Origin of the sequence: Helicobacter sp. MIT 03-1616, from assembly GCF_000765685.2 — a bacterium.
In the GTDB taxonomy this organism is placed as follows: domain Bacteria; phylum Campylobacterota; class Campylobacteria; order Campylobacterales; family Helicobacteraceae; genus Helicobacter_C; species Helicobacter_C typhlonius.
This window is the reverse complement of sequence record NZ_JROY02000001.1, coordinates 138,984-157,109: the sequence shown is the minus strand read 5'-3', so window position 1 is coordinate 157,109 and position 18,126 is coordinate 138,984. Positions and strand designations below refer to the sequence as shown.

Sequence of the window (18,126 nt, the reverse complement as noted above, 5' to 3'; positions counted from 1 at the left end):
TGGCTTAAAGAATTTTTCAAAGATTTTTTATAAGCACATCAATTTTTATTTTTATCGTGCGAGGTAGGCAGAGTTTAGCCCATTTCACGCACGATTAAGCTTTCTTTTAATCCCAAAGATTCTATAATCCTTTGCTCCATTGTGCGCTGCTCCCCATTATCCACTTCGTGATCAAAGCCCAAAATATGCAAAAGCCCGTGGATAAAAAGCAAACTTATTTCATCTTGTGCGCTATGCCCGTGCTTTTTGGCAACTTGCTCGGCAAGTTCATAGTTTATCACTACACTTCCTAAACACAGCGGGAGCATAGATTCATTAGAATCCCCCCCTTTATACTCCTGTGCCTCTAAATTTTCATTCAAAATCATATCTGTCAATGTGTGAGATTCGCTAAACATATCACAGCATAAAGGAAAGGATAATACATCAGTGGTGGTATCTTTGCCCCGATGAGTGCTATTTAGCTTGCGCATATCCGCGCTATCTAGGGCAATTACCTCAAGCGTAAAGGACGCAAGATTCATATTGAGGAATCCTAGCGTCTCTATATGTTCTATAAGCTCATTTAAGAATCCTAAATGTGTAAGGTTTTCCTGCGGTATATCAAGCATAGGCAAAAAATCTCGTGCCTTTTGCGTTTTTGCGTTAGATTGTAAGGTAGAATCTGCGCTGTGGCTAGGCTGTGAATCCGCGAGGGTATCGTTAGGATTGTGCATTTATGCTCCATTTGCGTAGAGAATAGGTTTGTTTTGCATAAGTATAGCCATAAAGTGCTATTAAAGTGCTATAATTCACTCTTTTTTACCACAAGTGAGGCGCGGAAATATGGTAGATTATGGCATTAATTTTTGGAGCAACAACGACTTTACTATCGATAATGGCAAGGTTAAGGTAAATTATAGGCATAAACCGGCGTTGATTGACATTGTGCAGGAGGCGCGTGAGAAAGGCTACAAAGGACCATTGTTGCTTCGATTTCCGCATTTAATAAAAAAGCAAGTTGATAAGGTGTTTGCTTCTTTTGAAGACGCGATTAAAGAGTATTCTTACAAGGGTAGATTTAAGGCTGTTTTTCCCCTCAAAGTCAATCAAATGCCAAATTTCGTCCTCCCACTTGTAGAGCAGAGCAAGGATAAATGCTATGGGCTAGAGGCGGGGAGTAAATCCGAGCTTATCCTCGCTATGGCTTATACGAATAAAGATGCGCCCATAACGGTTAATGGATTCAAAGATAAGGAGATGATTTCTCTAGGCTTTAGTGCAGCGAATATGGGACACGATATTACGCTTACAATCGAGGGCTTAAACGAGCTAGAGACGATTATCGAGGTGGCGCGTGAGCTAGGTGAGCCTTATCCTAATATTGGACTTAGAATCCGCCTCCATAGCACAGGAATGGGGATTTGGGCAAAAAGCGGGGGCATAAACTCAAAGTTTGGACTTACAAGCACCGAGCTTTTAGAGGCGATAAATATGCTTGAAAAAGAGCAGCTCCTGCATAAATTTACAATGATTCACTTCCATATCGGTAGCCAAATTAGCGATATTTCACCGCTGAAGCGCGCTATTAGGGAGGCGGGAAATATCTATGCGGAGCTACGCAAAAAGGGAGCAAGAAATCTAAAATGCGTCAATATCGGTGGAGGGCTCGCTGTGGAATACACGCAACACGAGGGCGCGAATAATCGCAACTACACTTTGAATGAATTTAGCGGCGATGTTGTGTTTTCTTTGCGCGAGATTGCCAAAAATAAAAAAGAGCCAGAGCCTGATATTTTTATAGAATCTGGGCGATTTATCGCCGCAAGCCACGCAGTGCTTATCGCGCCTGTTTTGGAGCTTTTTTCACAAGAATATGACGAAAAAGCCCTCAAGCTTAAAAAGAGCAATCCTCCGCTTATTGAAGAGCTTTTTGATCTCTATAATAGCGTGGTGGAGAAAAATGCGATTGAATATCTCCACGATAGTCTTGACCATATGGAATCTTTGCTTACGCTTTTTGATTTGGGCTATATTGATTTGCAAGACCGCTCAAATACCGAAGTGCTCGTGCATCTCATCATCAAAAAAGTTATTAAGCTTTTAAAACATAAGAATTTTAATGAGATTTTACAGATTCAAGAGCAGGTGCAGGAGCGTTACTTATTGAATTGTAGCTTTTTCCAAAGTTTGCCTGATTATTGGGGGTTGGCGCAAAACTTTCCTGTTATGCCCCTTGATAGGCTCAATCGCCGACCGAATCGAAGCGCGAGTTTATGGGATATTACTTGTGATTCTGATGGTGAGATTGCTTTTAATGCGACACAGCCGCTTTTTTTGCACGATGTAGATGTTACAAAAGAGGAATATTTTTTGGGATTTTTCCTTGTGGGTGCGTATCAGGAGGTGCTTGGAATGCGGCATAATCTCTTCACGCACCCCACAGAATTTAGCGTGGAATTTGATGATGATTTAAATAAGGGCTATGAGCTTACTCGCCTCATTGAAGCTCAAACGATTTTAGATGTGCTTGATGATTTGGATTATGATACTAAAGACATAGAGCGTAGGCTAAAGCAGCATATTGAGGATAATCAAAACCTCGATAGCGAGGGCAAGAAAGAAATGCTTGGGCGACTTTATGTAATGTTAAGTGAGAATGGTTATTTGCGCACGATTACGACAAAGGGAGATTAAAGGGTGGAAGAATCACGCACACCAAATCACATAGAAAATAATATAGAATCTACACCCTTTCACGCCACCCAACCCATAGGACTATGGCAGACTATCAAGGAGGATTTTTGCATTATCAGACAAAAAGACCCCGCCATTAATAAGAGCATAGAATTATTTTTTAACTACCCCGGGCTGATTGCGCTCGTGCATTATCGTATTGCGCACAGGCTTCATAAGGTTGGATTCAAAGTTTTAGCGCGTATTCTTATGGGGCTTACGGGCTTTATAACAAATGTGGATATTCACCCTGCGGCTACGATTGGCAGACGTGTTTTTATTGACCACGCCACAGGGGTAGTCATTGGCGAGACTGCCGAAGTAGGCAATGATGTGATGATTTATCAAGGCGTAACGCTAGGTGGCACAAGCCTTGAAAAAGTCAAACGCCACCCCACCATAGAAGATGGTGTTGTCATTGGTGCTGGGGCGAAGATTCTAGGAAATATCCGCATTGGCGCAAATGCCAAAATTGGTGCAAATTCTGTGGTAATAAAAGATGTGCCACAAGATTGCACTGCTGTGGGAATCCCCGCGCGTGTGATAATCAAAGGTAGGGCAAAAGAAGCAAATGCCATAAACAAGCTGCCCGATATTGACAAGGCGGCGTTTGAATATCTCCTCAAGCGAATGCAGATTCTAGAATCTGTGCTAGATTGTGCAGCGGATTTGAGTAAAGATTCTAATAAGGCAGAGGGCGAACAAAAATGCAGCGACAAACTTCGCAAGGAAAGAGAGGAGCTAGATAGCATCTATACCGCTTTCTTGCGCAGTTTGAGAGACTAGAATCTAAATAATCCCATTAGAAAGAACATAGTCGCCAATACTATTATCCCCCATAGTCCGCTTACGCACGCACCAAGCACGATTTTGGGCGGGATTGTTTTAAAAAGCGGGGCTTTGTTGGAGGGCGTAGCGCAAGATGAGGCAAAAGATTCACGGGGTATAGAATGAGGCATTGCCACATCTGTTGCAATGGGCTGATGTTGCGCTTGTTTTGGGGATTTGATAAATTTATAAAACACATAGCAAATGTGGGGAAAAGCGATAAAAAGGCTTGAGATACCCACAATGATAAGCAAAGAACGAATGAATGATACATCTCTGATATACAAGAAAAAGAAGGTAGAGCCAAGAATACCCACCACAATATAGCCTATAAGCATTCCTAAGAGAAAATATATATCAATGCAGTAACGCAGCTGATAGGGTAGCCACAGCACAAGTATTGTGGCAGCAGTGTAAAATATTGTAGATATAGGAAGCATAAGCATTATAAAAAGGACAATGCCCATCGCTACTGCCATCGTTGTGCTCCTTCCATCTTTTCTTGTGATACTAAATCGCTTTGAATTTCTGTGTTTTCTTGTGTCGGTAGTGTTATATTATTAAGCAATGATTTGCAATCAATACCGCACATTATAACTTCTGCTGAAAGAATGTGGTTATATTTATCTTTAGAATCATAGAACAAAGTATGAGATAATCCCACTAATTAGGATTATGTTTCAGCTCATACATAATCTCCTCTCCAAACTCATCATATCTTATATCTTGCTTTGTATCCATATTCTTGCCTCCATTGTCTATATATTGAATCAAGTTGCTTACTCCTCACTATTATTCGTATTTGTGTTGTTAGTTTGCATTTGTAGAATCCTCTTGGTGAGATTGCTTATATTCTTTTACTTTTTCATTGTAAAAATTCATAAAAGATTCCTTTACTTGGTTTCCATTTTTAACAATCAACTCAAAACTTAATATATCATTGCTTCCCTCACCATATCTAAAATATATCACATTGGCATTCAAAGCAACTTGTATATCTTTCTCACTTAAAAGGTAGAAATGTTCATAAGGAATAAAGACATCACTAAAGATTCGCCCAACTAATAAACCATTTTCTGTGATACTAAGAGAATTTTGAGATATATACTCCAATGACTTATTCCAGCATATCAACGACACAACTAAGCCAAAAGCGTAGAGTTTCAAACCTAAGCCATATACTATAAATATCAAAAATCCAGCAAGAAAAAATATATAAATCCAACCTGTAAATCTCCACCTTTGCCATTTTACTTCCATTAGAATCTTGCCCACATTATGATTTTTTGCTCTTGCGAAACTAGGAGTAAAGAATAAGCTAAAAATGATTAAAATACAAGTTGCTACATAAAACCAACAAGAATGTATAAATAGTATTTTCACACTCATAGGGAGGTTTTGCATAAATTGAATTTCTAAGGCAGTATCGTTTTTAAAATATGCCATAAGCACTAGAGTTCCAAAAACTCCAACAAATAACTCAAGTAAAAAATAAGCAAAAAAGGTGTTGTATAGTATTTTTATTTGTCTTTGATATGGTTTAAAATATTGTATAAAATAATATCTAAACATAATTAAACCTCTTGCTCTATCGGTATTGTAGTATTTTAAAAACTCTTCACAATCTAATGGAGCATAAAGCTTTGTTCCTGTTTGTGCGAATAAATCTAAGGCTTTATGGACGCCTGAGTCTCTGCCCTGTATATTCCCAAACATACCTATACTTACATTAAATTTACCACTCTTCCCCATTTACATTTATGCTTCTATCTGTCTCTAAAAAACCAAAGACTATAATTTGTTTATTGTAATGCTGCTAATCATACTTTACTAAATCAATTATAAACATACCACCAAATAGGAATAGAAGCAACCAATCGCCTGATTGTAAAATGCAACCTAATAAACAAGCTCTCTAGCAAAGCGTGATTATGTTTTAAAGGTGCTTATCATTTCATCAAGCGCATTGCTTTGATTGGCGAGTTCGTGTGAGCTTTTTTGCATATTATTATTGATTTCTACGATTTGGCTTACACAAGCGGCGATTTTAACACCATTATCAACAATCATTGATGTATTTTCATTCGCCATTTGTGCTCCCTCTAGGCTTTGCAATGATTTTTGCATTGTTTCTTGCACGAGTGTGGCAAGAGATTGTATATTGCCATACATCACTTCACCCTGCTTTGAAAGATTATTCATTGATTTGGCACTGGTTTCCATATCACTTGATACTTCATCAATAGACTGCAAGACAGATTGGATAATGCTACCTGTCTCGGTAATGGAATGCTGTGTGCGCTCCGCTAGTTTTCTCACTTCATCAGCCACCACAGCAAAGCCTCGTCCGTGCTCCCCAGCTCTCGCTGCTTCAATAGCTGCATTAAGTGCTAAGAGGTTTGTTTGGTCTGCTATGTCGGTAATGGTTACAAGTACACTTTGAATATTTTTTGCCTCATTAGCAAGAGAGAGAATCTTTTGCATATTTTCATCTTCTTTTTGTGCGTCTTTTGTGATTTCTTCGTTGATAGAGCTTATGAGTGCTTGAGTTTGCTGCATCGTATTAAGCACATCTTCTAAAGATTCTTTTGTTGCATTTGAAAGGGTGATGTTTTGCTCAATGATATTCACACTCCTTTCGCCTAGCTCGGTGTTATCCTGTGAAATTTTGGCAATATTTTTAGTGTTGCTATCAAGATGAGATGATGTTTCAACAAGCATTTGTGTGATGGAGAGATTGTTTTTGATAAGTTTCATTACCTCCAAGAATACATCGTGTATATAGCGGATAAAGGCATTTACAGAGCGCGCCATTCTTGAAATTTCATCATTTGCAAGAATTTTTACCTGTCCTGTCAAATCTTTGTTTTGTGTGATATAGGCAAGTTTGAGATTGACATTATTAAGGCGAGTAAGAATGCTCCTAACCATTGCTATGCTAACAATAATGGTAAAAATAAGCACAAGGCTATATATGGTGAGGAGTAGCCTAAAGCTACTTTGTAGGGTATCAATATGCGCATTGATAGATTTGTTAATATAAGATGCGATGAAATCCTCAATGTCTTTAAGCACATTGATTTTTTGTGTAATGGTATCAAACCATACTTTCGCATCAATCCCAAAATCTCCGCTATGACGCTTTTCGTGGAGGATATTACGCATTTTATCAACTTCAGCAAAACTTTGATGTTTGATTGCGTTGTGATAAAAATCAAGGCTTTGCTGTGAGGCAAGAGAAAGAAAAATCTTTAAAAATGCTTCTTGCTCGGCAATAAGTGAAACTACTTTGTTGTAGCCCGCATTGTTTGGGGCGACATTAGCGACAAAGATTCCATTTGCAGTGGCGCGTTCTAGTCCTGCACGTTCTTTTGCGTAAAGAAAACTTGTATAAGCCACCATAGACTTAGCAAGCTGTGCGTCATTAATAATTTTTGTAGATTCTAAAACACTATCAAGTAAAAAAGCAATCGTTGTTGTGTAATACCCTACAACTTGCCCTCCCACATTCTCTTGGGTATTCATAGAAGTATCGGCTTTTTGCCTTGTTTGGGAAATTTTTTCCACTAATTCCAATCCTTGTTGTAAAGCGGAAAGAAAACGTGAATCTACATCATTGTTTTCTGCAACCATATCACGCAAAGTTTTATACTCTTTATCTGTAAGAATGCGTTGCTCTTTAATCTCATTGGCAAATTTTGTGCCTTTACTCGCGACAAATCCTGCACTCAACCCACGTTCTTTTTGCATTTCATGAACGAGTTTTGAGATTTGTTCGGATATTAAAATTTGCTTTTCTAGTATTTGAGATTGAGACATAGAAGCAAAGGTTTGGGAGAGCTGCAGAAAGAGAAAGCAAATAAGGGCGATGAGAGGGATACCTAATGAGATAAGAATTTGTTTTTTGATGCCTAAGGCACGAATGAGTGAAAGCATAAAAACCCCCTTGAGCGTTAGTTAGAGGTAGAGATAAATTTCATCAAATCTCGGGTGTAATTATACGTCATAGTTAATTAAAAAATATTTAATTTTCTTTGATTGTGTAAGTATTTTTTTACTTATTGTGAGTAATGCACGAAGAGCTAATATGTTTTATCAAATACTGTGCGCTGTGATGATAGAGTAGCTTGATGCGTTAATCGTTATTTTTATATTATCGACTTCACAATACCAATTTTTGCCTTGCCTGTATATGTGGCAATGCTTATCTAATATTTTGTCCTTGCAGTATCCTAGGACATTGTTTGTGCGGATTCTAAGATTTTTCCTTATCCTTTCAAGTCCCATTGTAGTGGTGTGAATCCTGTTTATGTTTGAGAGCAATATTTCTTTATCCATAGACTAAAACCCCATAAATTGCTGAATATACGCACAAAAATACCATAGGGATTCTGAATCTGTCTTGATACACATTAGTGCGCAAGAACTTTACCAAAAAGAAAGTTTTGCTTATATTCTGTGATTTGCATACGATAATAGCCCTCATTCAGCGGAAGCATTTGCCCACTTTCATCGCAAATCTCACTATCATTAAGCAGAATCTCCCCATCAATGTCTTTACCCCATAGTTTCAAACGCGCCTTATAAAAATACTCGCTTATCTCGCTTTTACCCTCACAAATTGCCACGCATTCCTTGCCTACAAGTACTTTATTGTGATGTTTTACCTGCGCTTTGATAATGGCATTGAGCCTATTTAGTCGTGCGTTAGTCGTTTTGGCACTCACACGATTACTCATCTCATACGCTCTTGTGCCAAGCTGCGGCGAGTAGGCAAAAAGATTTGCCCTATCAAATGTGAAATCTTCCACAAATGCGCATAACTCTTCAAACTCCGCCTCGCCCTCGCCCGGATGTCCAATCACAAAGCTCGTGCGCACAAAGCTGCCTTCAATCTCGCGCATTGCTTTTAAAATCTCTATGTGCTTGGCTCTATTTGCCCCACGCCGCATAATTTTCAACATAGAATCCGAAATATGTTGGATTGGCATATCAAAATAGGGCAAGAAACTTGCCGAGTTTCCAAGCGTGGCAATGAGTTCAAGGCTTGTTGTCGTAGGGTAGAGATAGAGGATTCTACAGCTAATGGGGAGTTTGAGCGAGTCAATGCGTTTAATAAGCTGTATAAGCCCATCTTTTTGCCCTAAATCACGCATATATGAGCTAGAATCTTGAGCAATAAAGCTAAAATCTCTAAATCCTTGATTATAGAGATTTGTCAATTCTTTGAGTGTGGATTCTAGCGTGCGTGAGTGGAGTTTGCCTTTAAATTGTGGAATCGCACAAAAGCTACAACTTTGATTGCACCCTTCGCTTAGCTTAATATATGCGTGAAAATTTGAGCCGATAATACTGCGCTCGTGGGTTTCATTGGCTAAAAAAACTTGATTGGATTGTATGGATTTAAGCTCTCTCACCATTACATCAATCTTGTCATAATCGCCCACGCCCGTGATAATATCAATCTCTGGAATCTCCTCTTTGAGCTCTTTAGCATAACGCTCACTTAAACACCCGCTCACTACAAGCACCGCACCCTTTTTACGAGAGTTAAGCGCATAAAGTATGGTTTGAATGCTCTCTTGCTTAGCAGATTCTATAAAACCGCAAGTATTAATGATAATCACATCAGCATTCTCAAGCTCTTGTGTGAGGGTATAAGATTGTAATCGTCCAAGCATTACTTCAGAATCTACAAGATTCTTTGTGCAGCCAAGTGAGATGAGGTGGAGGCTCTGTCGTTCTCTAAAACGCATTGTTTTTGAATCCTTTATGAAAATAAAAGACACATTGTAGGCAAATTTGACTTAAAAAAGATTATGTTACAAAATTACATTACTCAAAATATTGATATATAAAATAATAGCAATTATTATATTTTATAATATAATAATTCAATCAAATCATAAAGTTTTGGTTTGAGATAATCTTTAAAAGGAGGTGTAGTATGTGGGCATTAGTCGCTGGAATACTCATTGGTCTTCAATTCTAATTTGAGGCTATCTATCAGGGTAGAAATCTACCCTACGATTACATCTTTAATAGTATAAAAAGGAGGAAAATATGTTATGGTATTTATTCGATTGGTTACCTTATATATTAAAATTCTAATCAAAAAATGTGATTTTTATATTAAGCTGTGGTTTGCAAAACTGATAAGCTTATAACAACCTCACAAAAAGGAGAAATAATGAAGAAAATTCTTGCTTTTATTCCATTTGCTTTTGCATTATGTGTTTTTGGAGCAGAGGAGCAAAAATATCGCTTTATAGTAGGCGGAAGCATAGGTTCTCAAACGACTTGGTTTAAAAATGCTGATACAAATGTCAAATGGAGCAATATGGGTGAAACTTTATATAATGAAAAGGGTGGTTTAAGCGGACGTGGTGCATTGGGCTTGCAGATAAATACAAGCCAAAAGCTTTTTACGCGTATCCTTGCTGAAGTCGCAGAATCAAATATCCTTGATAGCAGCTCAAAGCCATCATATAGAAGCTATGGTATCACTTGGGAAGAAGGATATAGATTCACTCCACGATTTTATACATTTGGCGGACCGGGTGTGCATTATGCGCAACTCAAATTCAATGATGAGAGTGCAAAAGGATTTGGCGTGAATGTGAATCTTGGCTTTGGCTTTGTGTTAAGCGATTTTGTAAGCCTTGAAGTAATGGGACGAGGTAGCTTCCCTTTGAGCGATAAGTTTAAGGAATTAGGAGTGAGTAATAATGAAGCTCTGTCTATGCAGCTTAGCTACCTCGCAAATATTATGATTGCTTTTTAAGAGCGTAAAATATCCCAACGAGGTGTGATTTTGCCATCGACTTCCTCGGTGGCGCACATTCCCATAATATTATACCCCGCATCTACATAATGCACCTCTCCGGTAACACCACTTGCAAGAGGGCTTAGCAAATACATTGCGGCATTGCCTACTTGTGTAATGCTCACATTCTCACGCAATGGCGCATTAGCCTCATTCCATTTAAGCATAATATTAAAATCACTTATCCCACTTGCTGCCAAAGTTTTAATTGGACCTGCAGAGATAGCATTGACACGAATGCCTTGCTTGCCTAAATCATACGCTAAATAGCGCACACTAGATTCTAAAGCTGCCTTTGCCACACCCATAACATTATAGTTTGTTACATATTTCACGCTGCCAAGATAGGTAAGGGTGAGAATTGCCGCATTTTTATTAAGCAGCGGGAGCATAGCACGAGAAAGTTCAATGAGTGAATACACAGAGATTTCCATAGCGGTATTAAAAGCGGCTTTGCTTGTTTGGATAAAGTCTCCTTCTAGCGCATCTTTTGGTGCAAAAGCTACAGAATGCACGATAAAGTCAAGCTCTCCCATATCTCTTTTAAGTGCGTGGAATAACTGCTCAAAATGCTCTTCTTTGCTCACATCAAGTTCATAGACATAATTTTTAGATTCCATTTCTTCTGCGATAGGACGCACTCTTTTTTCTAAGGCTTCATTTAAAAAAGTAAAAGCTAAATCCGCCCCTTGCTCTTTACACGCTTTAGCAATACCATAAGCGATTGAGCGATTATTTGCTACGCCTACAATAAGTCCTTTTTTGCCCTCTAAAATCTTAGCCATAACTGCCTCCTTAAGTAGAATAGCGCGTATTATACATTTTTTACAAAAATTTTGCTAAATGTTGATAAATCGCTATCCACAACACACAAGATTCATAAGTTTTAGAATCTGCGCTTTATTTTAGCTCTGCCCAGTTATGCCCGATACTCACGCCACATTTTAAAGGCACTTCAAGCGTGTAGATGTTATTCATTATATGCGCCACTTCTTGTGCATATTCTTGCGCCTTTTTGCTAGGTGCTTCAAAAATGAGTTCATCATGCACTTGCAGGAGCATTTTTAAATCACTTTTTGCATATTTTTTGTGAATCTCACACATTGAAAGCTTGATTAAATCTGCCGCGCTACCTTGAAAAATAGAGTTTATGCCCTCACGCAAAAAGTTTGCTTTCATAAAATCAGTAGCACTTTCAAAGTCAAAATATCGTCTATGCCCGAGCAATGTCTGCGAATAACCATTTTCTAGTAAAAATGCCTCCTGCGCGTTGAGAAAATCCTTTATTGTGGGGAAAAGTGCAAAGTAGCTTTCAATATAGCTTTTTGCCTCTTTTAGTGAAATCTGCAGAGTTTGAGAAAGTTTTTTGCTCCCCATACCATAGATAAGTCCAAAGTTAATTGACTTTGCAATCGCACGTTTTTGCTCTGCATTTTCCTTACCAAAAAGTCGCGCAGCTGTTTCATAGTGAATATCTTTATCTTGCCTAAAAGATTCAAGCAGTGAATCATCTTTGCAAAAATGTGCCAAAAGGCGCAATTCAATTTGAGAATAATCAATACTTATGAGGCTATACCTGTCTTTGCTTATAAATGCCTCGCGGATTTTGCGTCCCTCCTCGCGTCTTACCGGAATATTTTGTAAATTTGGCGATTTTGAGCTTAGTCGTCCTGTGGCTGTGCCACTTTGCAAAAATGATGTATAGATTCTATGATCATCATTTGTTGCACCAAAGCGCAAAAGCGGTTCTATGTAGGTGCTTTTAAGCTTGTTTGCCTCTCTATAATCCAAAATCAAGGGTATGACCTCGTGGCTGTGTGCTATGGCTGAAAGCGTCTTTTCATCGGTGCTTAAACCTCCCTTGACACTGCGTCCGGGCTTTAGCCCTAAATGTGAAAAAAGCACTTGAGAAAGTTGTTGGGGCGAGTTGAGATTGAAGCTTTCTCCACAAAGGGCGAAAATTTGTGCGCTTAAATGTGCGATTTGCTCACTCATCTTGTCTCTTAGAGATTCTAAAAGTGCCATATCAACTTTAATCCCCTCACACTCCATTGCCATAAGCACCTTGATGAATGGAAATTCCAAAGTATAGGCTAACTCCAAAATCTCACCCCAATTCCTTGCGTGAAACTCCTCCTCTAAGCGATGATAGAGTGCGAAAGTCGCGGCAGCATCTTCGGCGGCGTATTGCATAGCAGTATTGATATTGACTTGCGAGAAATTTTCACCTTTTGACACAATAGAATCAAAGCTTATCATTGTGTGTTTAAACCATTTTAGCATTTGTTTATCAAGCCCCACTGGCGAGATAGAATCATATAGCCACCCTAAAATCATACTATCATAAATTTCATTATTGTGTTCTAGCCCCAAAGTGCGATAGATAAGGCTTAAGTCAAATTTGAGATTATGCCCGATAAGCGGGTAGGCAAAAATGCGTGAAATAATATGCCTTGCCTCATCTATACTAAGCTGTTTGCCAACACCCAAATAATTATGCCCCACTGGTACATAGTAGGTATTTTCTCCGTCAAAGCAAAATGAGAATCCAACCAAATTCGCCTCTTGGAGATTGAGGCTATCACTCTCGCAATCAAATCCAATTTTTGTGCCTTTTTCCACGCGCGAGAGGATAGATTCTATATCTGCCACATTATCGAGCAAGTGCGCTTTGAAATAAAAGCTTTGCGTTGTTTTTGAAAGCGAATCAAGACTGCTTCCTACGCCTCTTTGCGCACTTCTCCTCTGTGCGTGTCGCTCGTGTGGAGATTGCACCTTTGAGATGATATTTTTCAGCTCATATTTTTTCAGTTCATCGAGGATTTTAAGCATAGGGTTGGTTTGCGGCATAAGACATTTGCTTAAGTCAAGCTCTTGCAACAAATCATCGTGTAAGGTTACAAGCTTTTTGCTTATAAGCGCACTTTCTTTGCCTTCGCGAGCGAGATTTGCAATACGAGGGCTTACAATGTCGTCTAGTTCCTGCTCGCGTGCATACATAGATTCTATACTGCCAAAATGTGATATAAGCTTTTGCGCACTTTTTGCGCCTATTCCCTTGATGCCCGCCACATTATCGCTAGTATCGCCCACAAGCGATTGATAATCAACAAACTGCGCAGGTTTCACACCATATTTTTCGATACATTGTTGTTCTTTTATGTCTTTTTTGCCAATGGGGTCGTAGATATAGGTGTTTTCATCGATGAGCTGATATAAATCTTTGTCGTGGCTGATGATTCTAACTGCTATGTGCTGATTGTTTGCGATTTTGTTAATAGAGGCAATCACATCATCGGCTTCATAGCCATTAATGCTAATATTTAAAAAGCCCATTTTGCTAATCCACTCAATCGCCACAGGTAGCTGCATAATGAGCTCTTGGGGTGGGGCTTGGCGATTGCGTTTATAAGCGTCATAAATCTCGCGCCTCTTATTCTCTCCGCCGCCCTCCAACGCGAAAACAACATAGGTGCAAGAGGGGTCTTTGTATAAAGACTGAAGTAAGTTACAAAATCCCACGAGTAGTCCGGTAGGGAAGCCTTGTGAATTTTTGAGCGGAGGGAGCGCATAAAAACTCCTAAAGAAAAAACCGAAAGTATCAATCACGCTTAGAGTATTCATAAATCTCCTCATTGCCAAATTAAGACTATAAGGGCAAGATTGTAACGCAAAATATTAAATTGCCACTACTGACACTTTGTCGGGAGTTTTAACAATACTAGGGGATATTTGCGACTTTAAGATAAAATGCTATTTCTGTGTTTTTAAGAATCTCATATTTATGGTATTAAATGCCTCACTTTGGCAGATTCTACATTTCAAAGGAGTAAAAATGTCAAAAATCATCGCTGCAAACTTTAAATCAAATCTCACACGCGCCAAAGTGTGTGCATATGCAGAAGGTTTAGAATCTTTGCTTAAATCTCTAAATGTGCCTTGCAAAAGTGAGACTTGCAAAAATGCATCTTTGGGGGAGGGTTTGCAAGATTCTGCTATACAGCCTAAATCGCATTTGCAAGTGAGTATTTTTCCCTCTGCCACCGCACTTTTAGATGATAGCTTTGCGCATTTTCATATCGGTGCGCAAAATGCTTACTTTGCGCAAAGCGGAGGTTTTACGGGTGAGATTACACTCAAGCAGCTAGAGGAATTTCGCATCTCACATTTGCTTATCGGGCATAGTGAGCGGCGCACACTTTTTGGCGAAAGTCAGGATTTTATCAACGAGAAGTTTAGATTCTTTAAAGAAGCAGGATTTAGTATATATTATTGTATCGGTGAGTTTTTGGAGGTGCGAGAAAAAGGTGAAAACGCGCTAAAGGAGTTTTTGAGTAAGCAACTTAGTGGTATTGATACGAGTTATTCTAAGCTTATTATCGCATATGAGCCTATTTGGGCGATTGGCACGGGTGTGAGTGCAAGCCTCAAGCAAATAGAATCTACGCATAAAATGCTTTCACAGCTCACAGACGCGCCATTGCTTTATGGTGGTAGTGTGAATGCTAACAATGCGAGTGAGATTCTGTCTCTACCTTATGTCAATGGTGTGCTTGTAGGTTCGGCGAGTTTCGAACTAGAGGGTTTTGGTGAAATTATCCGCGCTGGGATAAAATCTTCATAGGTAGGATTTAGGAACTAAACAAAAATAGAGAATCTAAGCCTAGTAAATTTCTTGGCTTGTATCGTGAAGTTGCTAAATTTGGTTAAGGTTTTGTGATAAACATACAAGGAGTAAAAAGTAAGAGAGGATTCTAGTCAAAGCATAAAAACACAAGGTTGCAATGCTTTGACTATTTAAAGAGGTTATTTATTTGACTTTATTAATTGCCTTGACTACGCCCACAACAGCAGAACAGGTCTTGAGAGAGCCTTTGAACTCATTGCTTGTGAAAAGAAGCTTGCTAGCCACATTGTCGGCTTCTTTAGCCACTTTTGTTTTTTCTGCTGTGTTTCCACCCAAAAATAGCTTTTCTTCTGTGGTAAGTTTGCTTACCAAATCAGCAGAGAGACATTTATTCATCGCTTCTATTTCATCTTCTTTAAGCACTTTGCCATAGGTTACTTCAAGTGGTTTTTGCAATCTTTTAGATATTTCTGCCCTTGCGTTCTCCTCTACTTTTGCTTGTGGAGTTGGCTCAGTACAGCCCAAAAGAAACAATGCCGCGCACAAGCCTACACTTAATCTTTTCATAAAAGCTCCTTTTGAAAGAAATATGTCACGGATTCTAAGACTTACTGTATTAAATGTCGCTTAAGTTGTAGAATACTGTAAGATAACACATTTTGCCTTTGTTTTTACTCTGCTCTATTTTAGAATCTCGTATTTTTGTCCATAGCTTAGTAGGTATTTTTGAATCTGTATAGGCTTTTAGCTTGACGCACTATGGCTAAGATTCTCCCAAAGCAAGGTGGGTGAAAATTTCCCCCCTCTCTTTATAAGATTTAAACTGATCCAAACTCGCAGCAGCTGGAGAGAGTAAAACAACATCTTTGGAATCTAGTGTGCGTTTTGCGTGAATTTTTTGCATAGCATTTTGCAGGTTTTCACAAGATGTGATTGGAATCCCATAGTTTTTTGCATACTCAATGAGTCTTTTTTCATTAGCACCTATGCTAAAAATCTCAATATCCTTGCCACGCATAGATTCAAAGAGTGGCGTGAGATTTGCGCCCTTATCATCGCCACCGAGGATAATCATAATATGTATTCCCTCATATCGCGCGATTGCCTGAATGGTCGCATCGACATTCGTTCCCTTGCTATCATCAACCCATAAGCGATGATGTTTGTCATAAAACTCCGCGATTCTGTGTGCGCCAATACAAAAGCGATTAATTAAATCAATATTATCCGCACCAAAGGCGTATTTGGCGATACTTAGCGCAAGAATTGCATCAAGCAAAAATGGCTCTTTGAATCTAATCTTTTCCATAGTGATACTGCATTTTTGGCTTAAATCCGCGCTATCTTCATAGTATATCATTTTCCCTTGAAATGTTTTCACTAGGCGGTGGTCTTTAAACTGCGCGGGGATAAAGGCGACAGAGTGAGAATCCATACGCGCTAAAGGGCTTAGCTTATCCTCTATATAGGCTTCAAAACTGCCGTGCCAACTAATATGATCTTCTTTTACAGGTAGAAGTGCATAAATGCGAGGATAGGCTTTGTGCGTATAATGCAAACTAAAGGAGCTTGTCTCTAGCACCCATACTTTTGGCTTTTGCGTGTAGAGTTCCGCTAGGGGTGTGCCGATATTACCGCCGCTTCGCGCACCAAAAGATTCTAATAAAAGTGTGGTCATCTCGGTTGTCGTTGTTTTGCCATTGGTCCCGCTAATCCAAATCATAAAGGGTGCTTGTGCTTTATTTGCACCATTTTTTTGTGAATCTTGTAGCAAGAGATTTGTAAAATAATCATACTCGCTGATGAGATTCTTTGCATTAAGCACTAAAGGGTGCGTGGGCGGGATACCTGGACTGAGAATCTCCATATCACTTTTGCTGCTTTCAAAATGTGAGGAGGGAAGCAGAGTGTTGCCATATTCATCGTAATGTAGAGTTTGAAATTTATCATCATAAATACTTAGTTTATGTCCTTGCGCATTGAGAAATGCCACAAGAGGCGTGGTCGTAACGCCATAGCCAAAAATACTTATACGCATAATGCTCCTTTAGCGAATCTTTAGACTTAAAAGTGCGATGAGATTTGCCAAAATTGCAATAATCCAAAAGCGCACAATGATTTTATTTTCCGCCCAGCCACGCACTTCAAAATGATGATGAATAGGTGCCATAGCAAAAATGCGTTTTTGTCGATACTTGTAGCTTCCCACCTGCAAAATCACAGAAAGAGCTTCAATCACAAAAATAATGCCAATGAGCAAAAGCAGAATCTCGTTATTTGAGACAATCGCCATAAAAGCTATGAAGCCTCCAAGTGCGAGGCTACCACTATCCCCCATAAAGACTTGTGCGGGGTGGCAGTTATACCATAAAAATCCAAAAAGTGCACCGATGAGCGACACAGAGAGAATAACGAGCTCCCCACTATCTACGACTTTGGGCCATAATAAATAGCCAGAAAATCCCGCGTGTCCTGCCACATATACAAAAATTGATAATGAAAAAAGAGCGCAAATACTCGGCACGGTGGCTAATCCATCAAGCCCATCTGTAATATTTACGGCATTGCTTGTAGCCAAAAATACAAGAATCCAAAAGGCAAGGGCGATGATAGGAATGTTTGCGATTGTAAAATCACCCATATCAAAGAGCGGATATTTCATAAATGGAATATAAAGGTTTGTATTATGTCCTATGTATAAAAGTAAAGCGGTAATGATTAAAGAGACAACAAAAAGGAGAAAAAACTTCATTTTTGCACTCATTCCAGCATTGCTTTTGGCTGAAATTTTCATATAATCATCTCTTGCGCCAATGAAACTAAAGCTAATGATGCAAAAAAGCCCGAGCAATACATAGGGATTAAAGAGATTCACACAGAGCAAAGAGGCACAAAGCATACTTATAACAAATACGATTCCGCCCATTGTGGGGGTATTCTTTTTACCCTCGTGCGCGGCTACATAGGTAGAAATGGGCTGATTTGCCTTTTTTGCCTTCGCCCATTTGATAAAATAGGGCATTAGGGCGATACTAAAGCCAAAGGCACAAAAAAATGCCACCCCCGCGCGGAAAGTAATATAAGAAAAGATATTGATACCAAAAGTTTGATAGAGCCAATACAGCATATT

At 39.0% G+C, this 18,126-nt stretch carries 15 protein-coding genes; 4 read left to right on the top strand and 11 right to left on the bottom strand.

Features of this window, described 5'->3' with window-relative positions; translation table 11 throughout:
* Positions 1–74: 74 nt before the first annotated feature.
* Positions 75–524: an rRNA maturation RNase YbeY gene (ybeY, locus tag LS67_RS00795; RefSeq protein WP_328590453.1), complete on the bottom strand. Its 450-nt coding sequence runs from the start codon at positions 522–524 to the stop codon at positions 75–77.
* A gap of 301 nt (positions 525–825) precedes the next feature.
* On the opposite strand from ybeY, the gene speA reads away from it, so the two are divergent.
* Both speA and cysE read left to right on the top strand, forming a co-directional pair.
* On the top strand, positions 826–2,676 hold the full coding sequence (gene speA, locus LS67_RS00790; protein ID WP_034325386.1) for a biosynthetic arginine decarboxylase: 1,851 nt from the start codon (positions 826–828) through the stop codon (positions 2,674–2,676).
* 75 nt (positions 2,677–2,751) lie between these two features.
* Complete coding sequence (gene cysE / locus LS67_RS00785) at positions 2,752–3,501, top strand: serine O-acetyltransferase (protein WP_034325429.1); 750 nt, start codon at positions 2,752–2,754, stop codon at positions 3,499–3,501.
* On the opposite strand, the gene LS67_RS00780 is transcribed toward cysE, so the two are convergent.
* The 5 genes from LS67_RS00780 to rimO all read right to left on the bottom strand — a co-directional run bounded on the left by LS67_RS00780 (position 3,498) and on the right by rimO (position 9,299).
* A complete protein-coding gene (locus LS67_RS00780; protein ID WP_034325384.1) occupies positions 3,498–4,022 on the bottom strand; it encodes a hypothetical protein in 525 nt (174 codons plus the stop codon). The genes cysE and LS67_RS00780 overlap by 4 nt on opposite strands.
* Positions 4,023–4,353: 331 nt before the next feature.
* On the bottom strand, positions 4,354–5,295 hold the full coding sequence (locus tag LS67_RS00775) for a hypothetical protein (RefSeq protein ID WP_034325382.1): 942 nt from the start codon (positions 5,293–5,295) through the stop codon (positions 4,354–4,356).
* Positions 5,296–5,472: 177 nt separating this feature from the next.
* Positions 5,473–7,479 (bottom strand): methyl-accepting chemotaxis protein, encoded by a 2,007-nt coding sequence (locus tag LS67_RS00770; protein ID WP_034325381.1) that lies wholly within the window; start codon positions 7,477–7,479, stop codon positions 5,473–5,475.
* A 159-nt stretch (positions 7,480–7,638) separates the two neighbouring features.
* Positions 7,639–7,881, bottom strand: a complete 243-nt coding sequence (locus LS67_RS00765) for a DUF3781 domain-containing protein (protein ID WP_081951499.1) — start codon at positions 7,879–7,881, stop codon at positions 7,639–7,641.
* A gap of 74 nt (positions 7,882–7,955) precedes the next feature.
* Positions 7,956–9,299 carry a 30S ribosomal protein S12 methylthiotransferase RimO gene (rimO, locus tag LS67_RS00760; protein ID WP_034325380.1) on the bottom strand — a complete coding sequence of 448 codons (1,344 nt, stop codon included), beginning with the start codon at positions 9,297–9,299 and terminating at the stop codon, positions 7,956–7,958.
* A gap of 434 nt (positions 9,300–9,733) precedes the next feature.
* On the opposite strand from rimO, the gene LS67_RS00755 reads away from it, so the two are divergent.
* A complete protein-coding gene (locus LS67_RS00755; RefSeq protein WP_034325379.1) occupies positions 9,734–10,327 on the top strand; it encodes a hypothetical protein in 594 nt (197 codons plus the stop codon).
* On the opposite strand, the gene fabI is transcribed toward LS67_RS00755, so the two are convergent.
* The gene (gene fabI, locus LS67_RS00750; protein WP_034325378.1) at positions 10,324–11,154 is read right to left on the bottom strand and encodes an enoyl-ACP reductase FabI; all 831 of its coding nucleotides are present in this window, start codon (positions 11,152–11,154) and stop codon (positions 10,324–10,326) included. The genes LS67_RS00755 and fabI overlap by 4 nt on opposite strands.
* A gap of 115 nt (positions 11,155–11,269) precedes the next feature.
* A complete protein-coding gene (polA, locus tag LS67_RS00745) occupies positions 11,270–13,993 on the bottom strand; it encodes a DNA polymerase I (RefSeq protein WP_034325377.1) in 2,724 nt (907 codons plus the stop codon).
* 211 nt (positions 13,994–14,204) lie between these two features.
* Between polA and LS67_RS00740 the strand changes: the two genes are divergently transcribed.
* On the top strand, positions 14,205–14,993 hold the full coding sequence (locus tag LS67_RS00740; RefSeq protein ID WP_034325376.1) for a triose-phosphate isomerase: 789 nt from the start codon (positions 14,205–14,207) through the stop codon (positions 14,991–14,993).
* A 186-nt stretch (positions 14,994–15,179) separates the two neighbouring features.
* On the opposite strand, the gene LS67_RS00735 is transcribed toward LS67_RS00740, so the two are convergent.
* The 3 genes from LS67_RS00735 to mraY all read right to left on the bottom strand — a co-directional run bounded on the left by LS67_RS00735 (position 15,180) and on the right by mraY (position 18,123).
* Positions 15,180–15,563: a hypothetical protein gene (locus tag LS67_RS00735; RefSeq protein WP_034325375.1), complete on the bottom strand. Its 384-nt coding sequence runs from the start codon at positions 15,561–15,563 to the stop codon at positions 15,180–15,182.
* 196 nt (positions 15,564–15,759) lie between these two features.
* Positions 15,760–17,034 carry a UDP-N-acetylmuramoyl-L-alanine--D-glutamate ligase gene (gene murD, locus LS67_RS00730; RefSeq protein WP_138109507.1) on the bottom strand — a complete coding sequence of 425 codons (1,275 nt, stop codon included), beginning with the start codon at positions 17,032–17,034 and terminating at the stop codon, positions 15,760–15,762.
* Between the two features lie 9 nt (positions 17,035–17,043).
* Positions 17,044–18,123, bottom strand: coding sequence for a phospho-N-acetylmuramoyl-pentapeptide-transferase (gene mraY / locus LS67_RS00725; RefSeq protein ID WP_034325374.1), 1,080 nt, complete (start codon positions 18,121–18,123; stop codon positions 17,044–17,046).
* Positions 18,124–18,126: the final 3 nt, after the last annotated feature.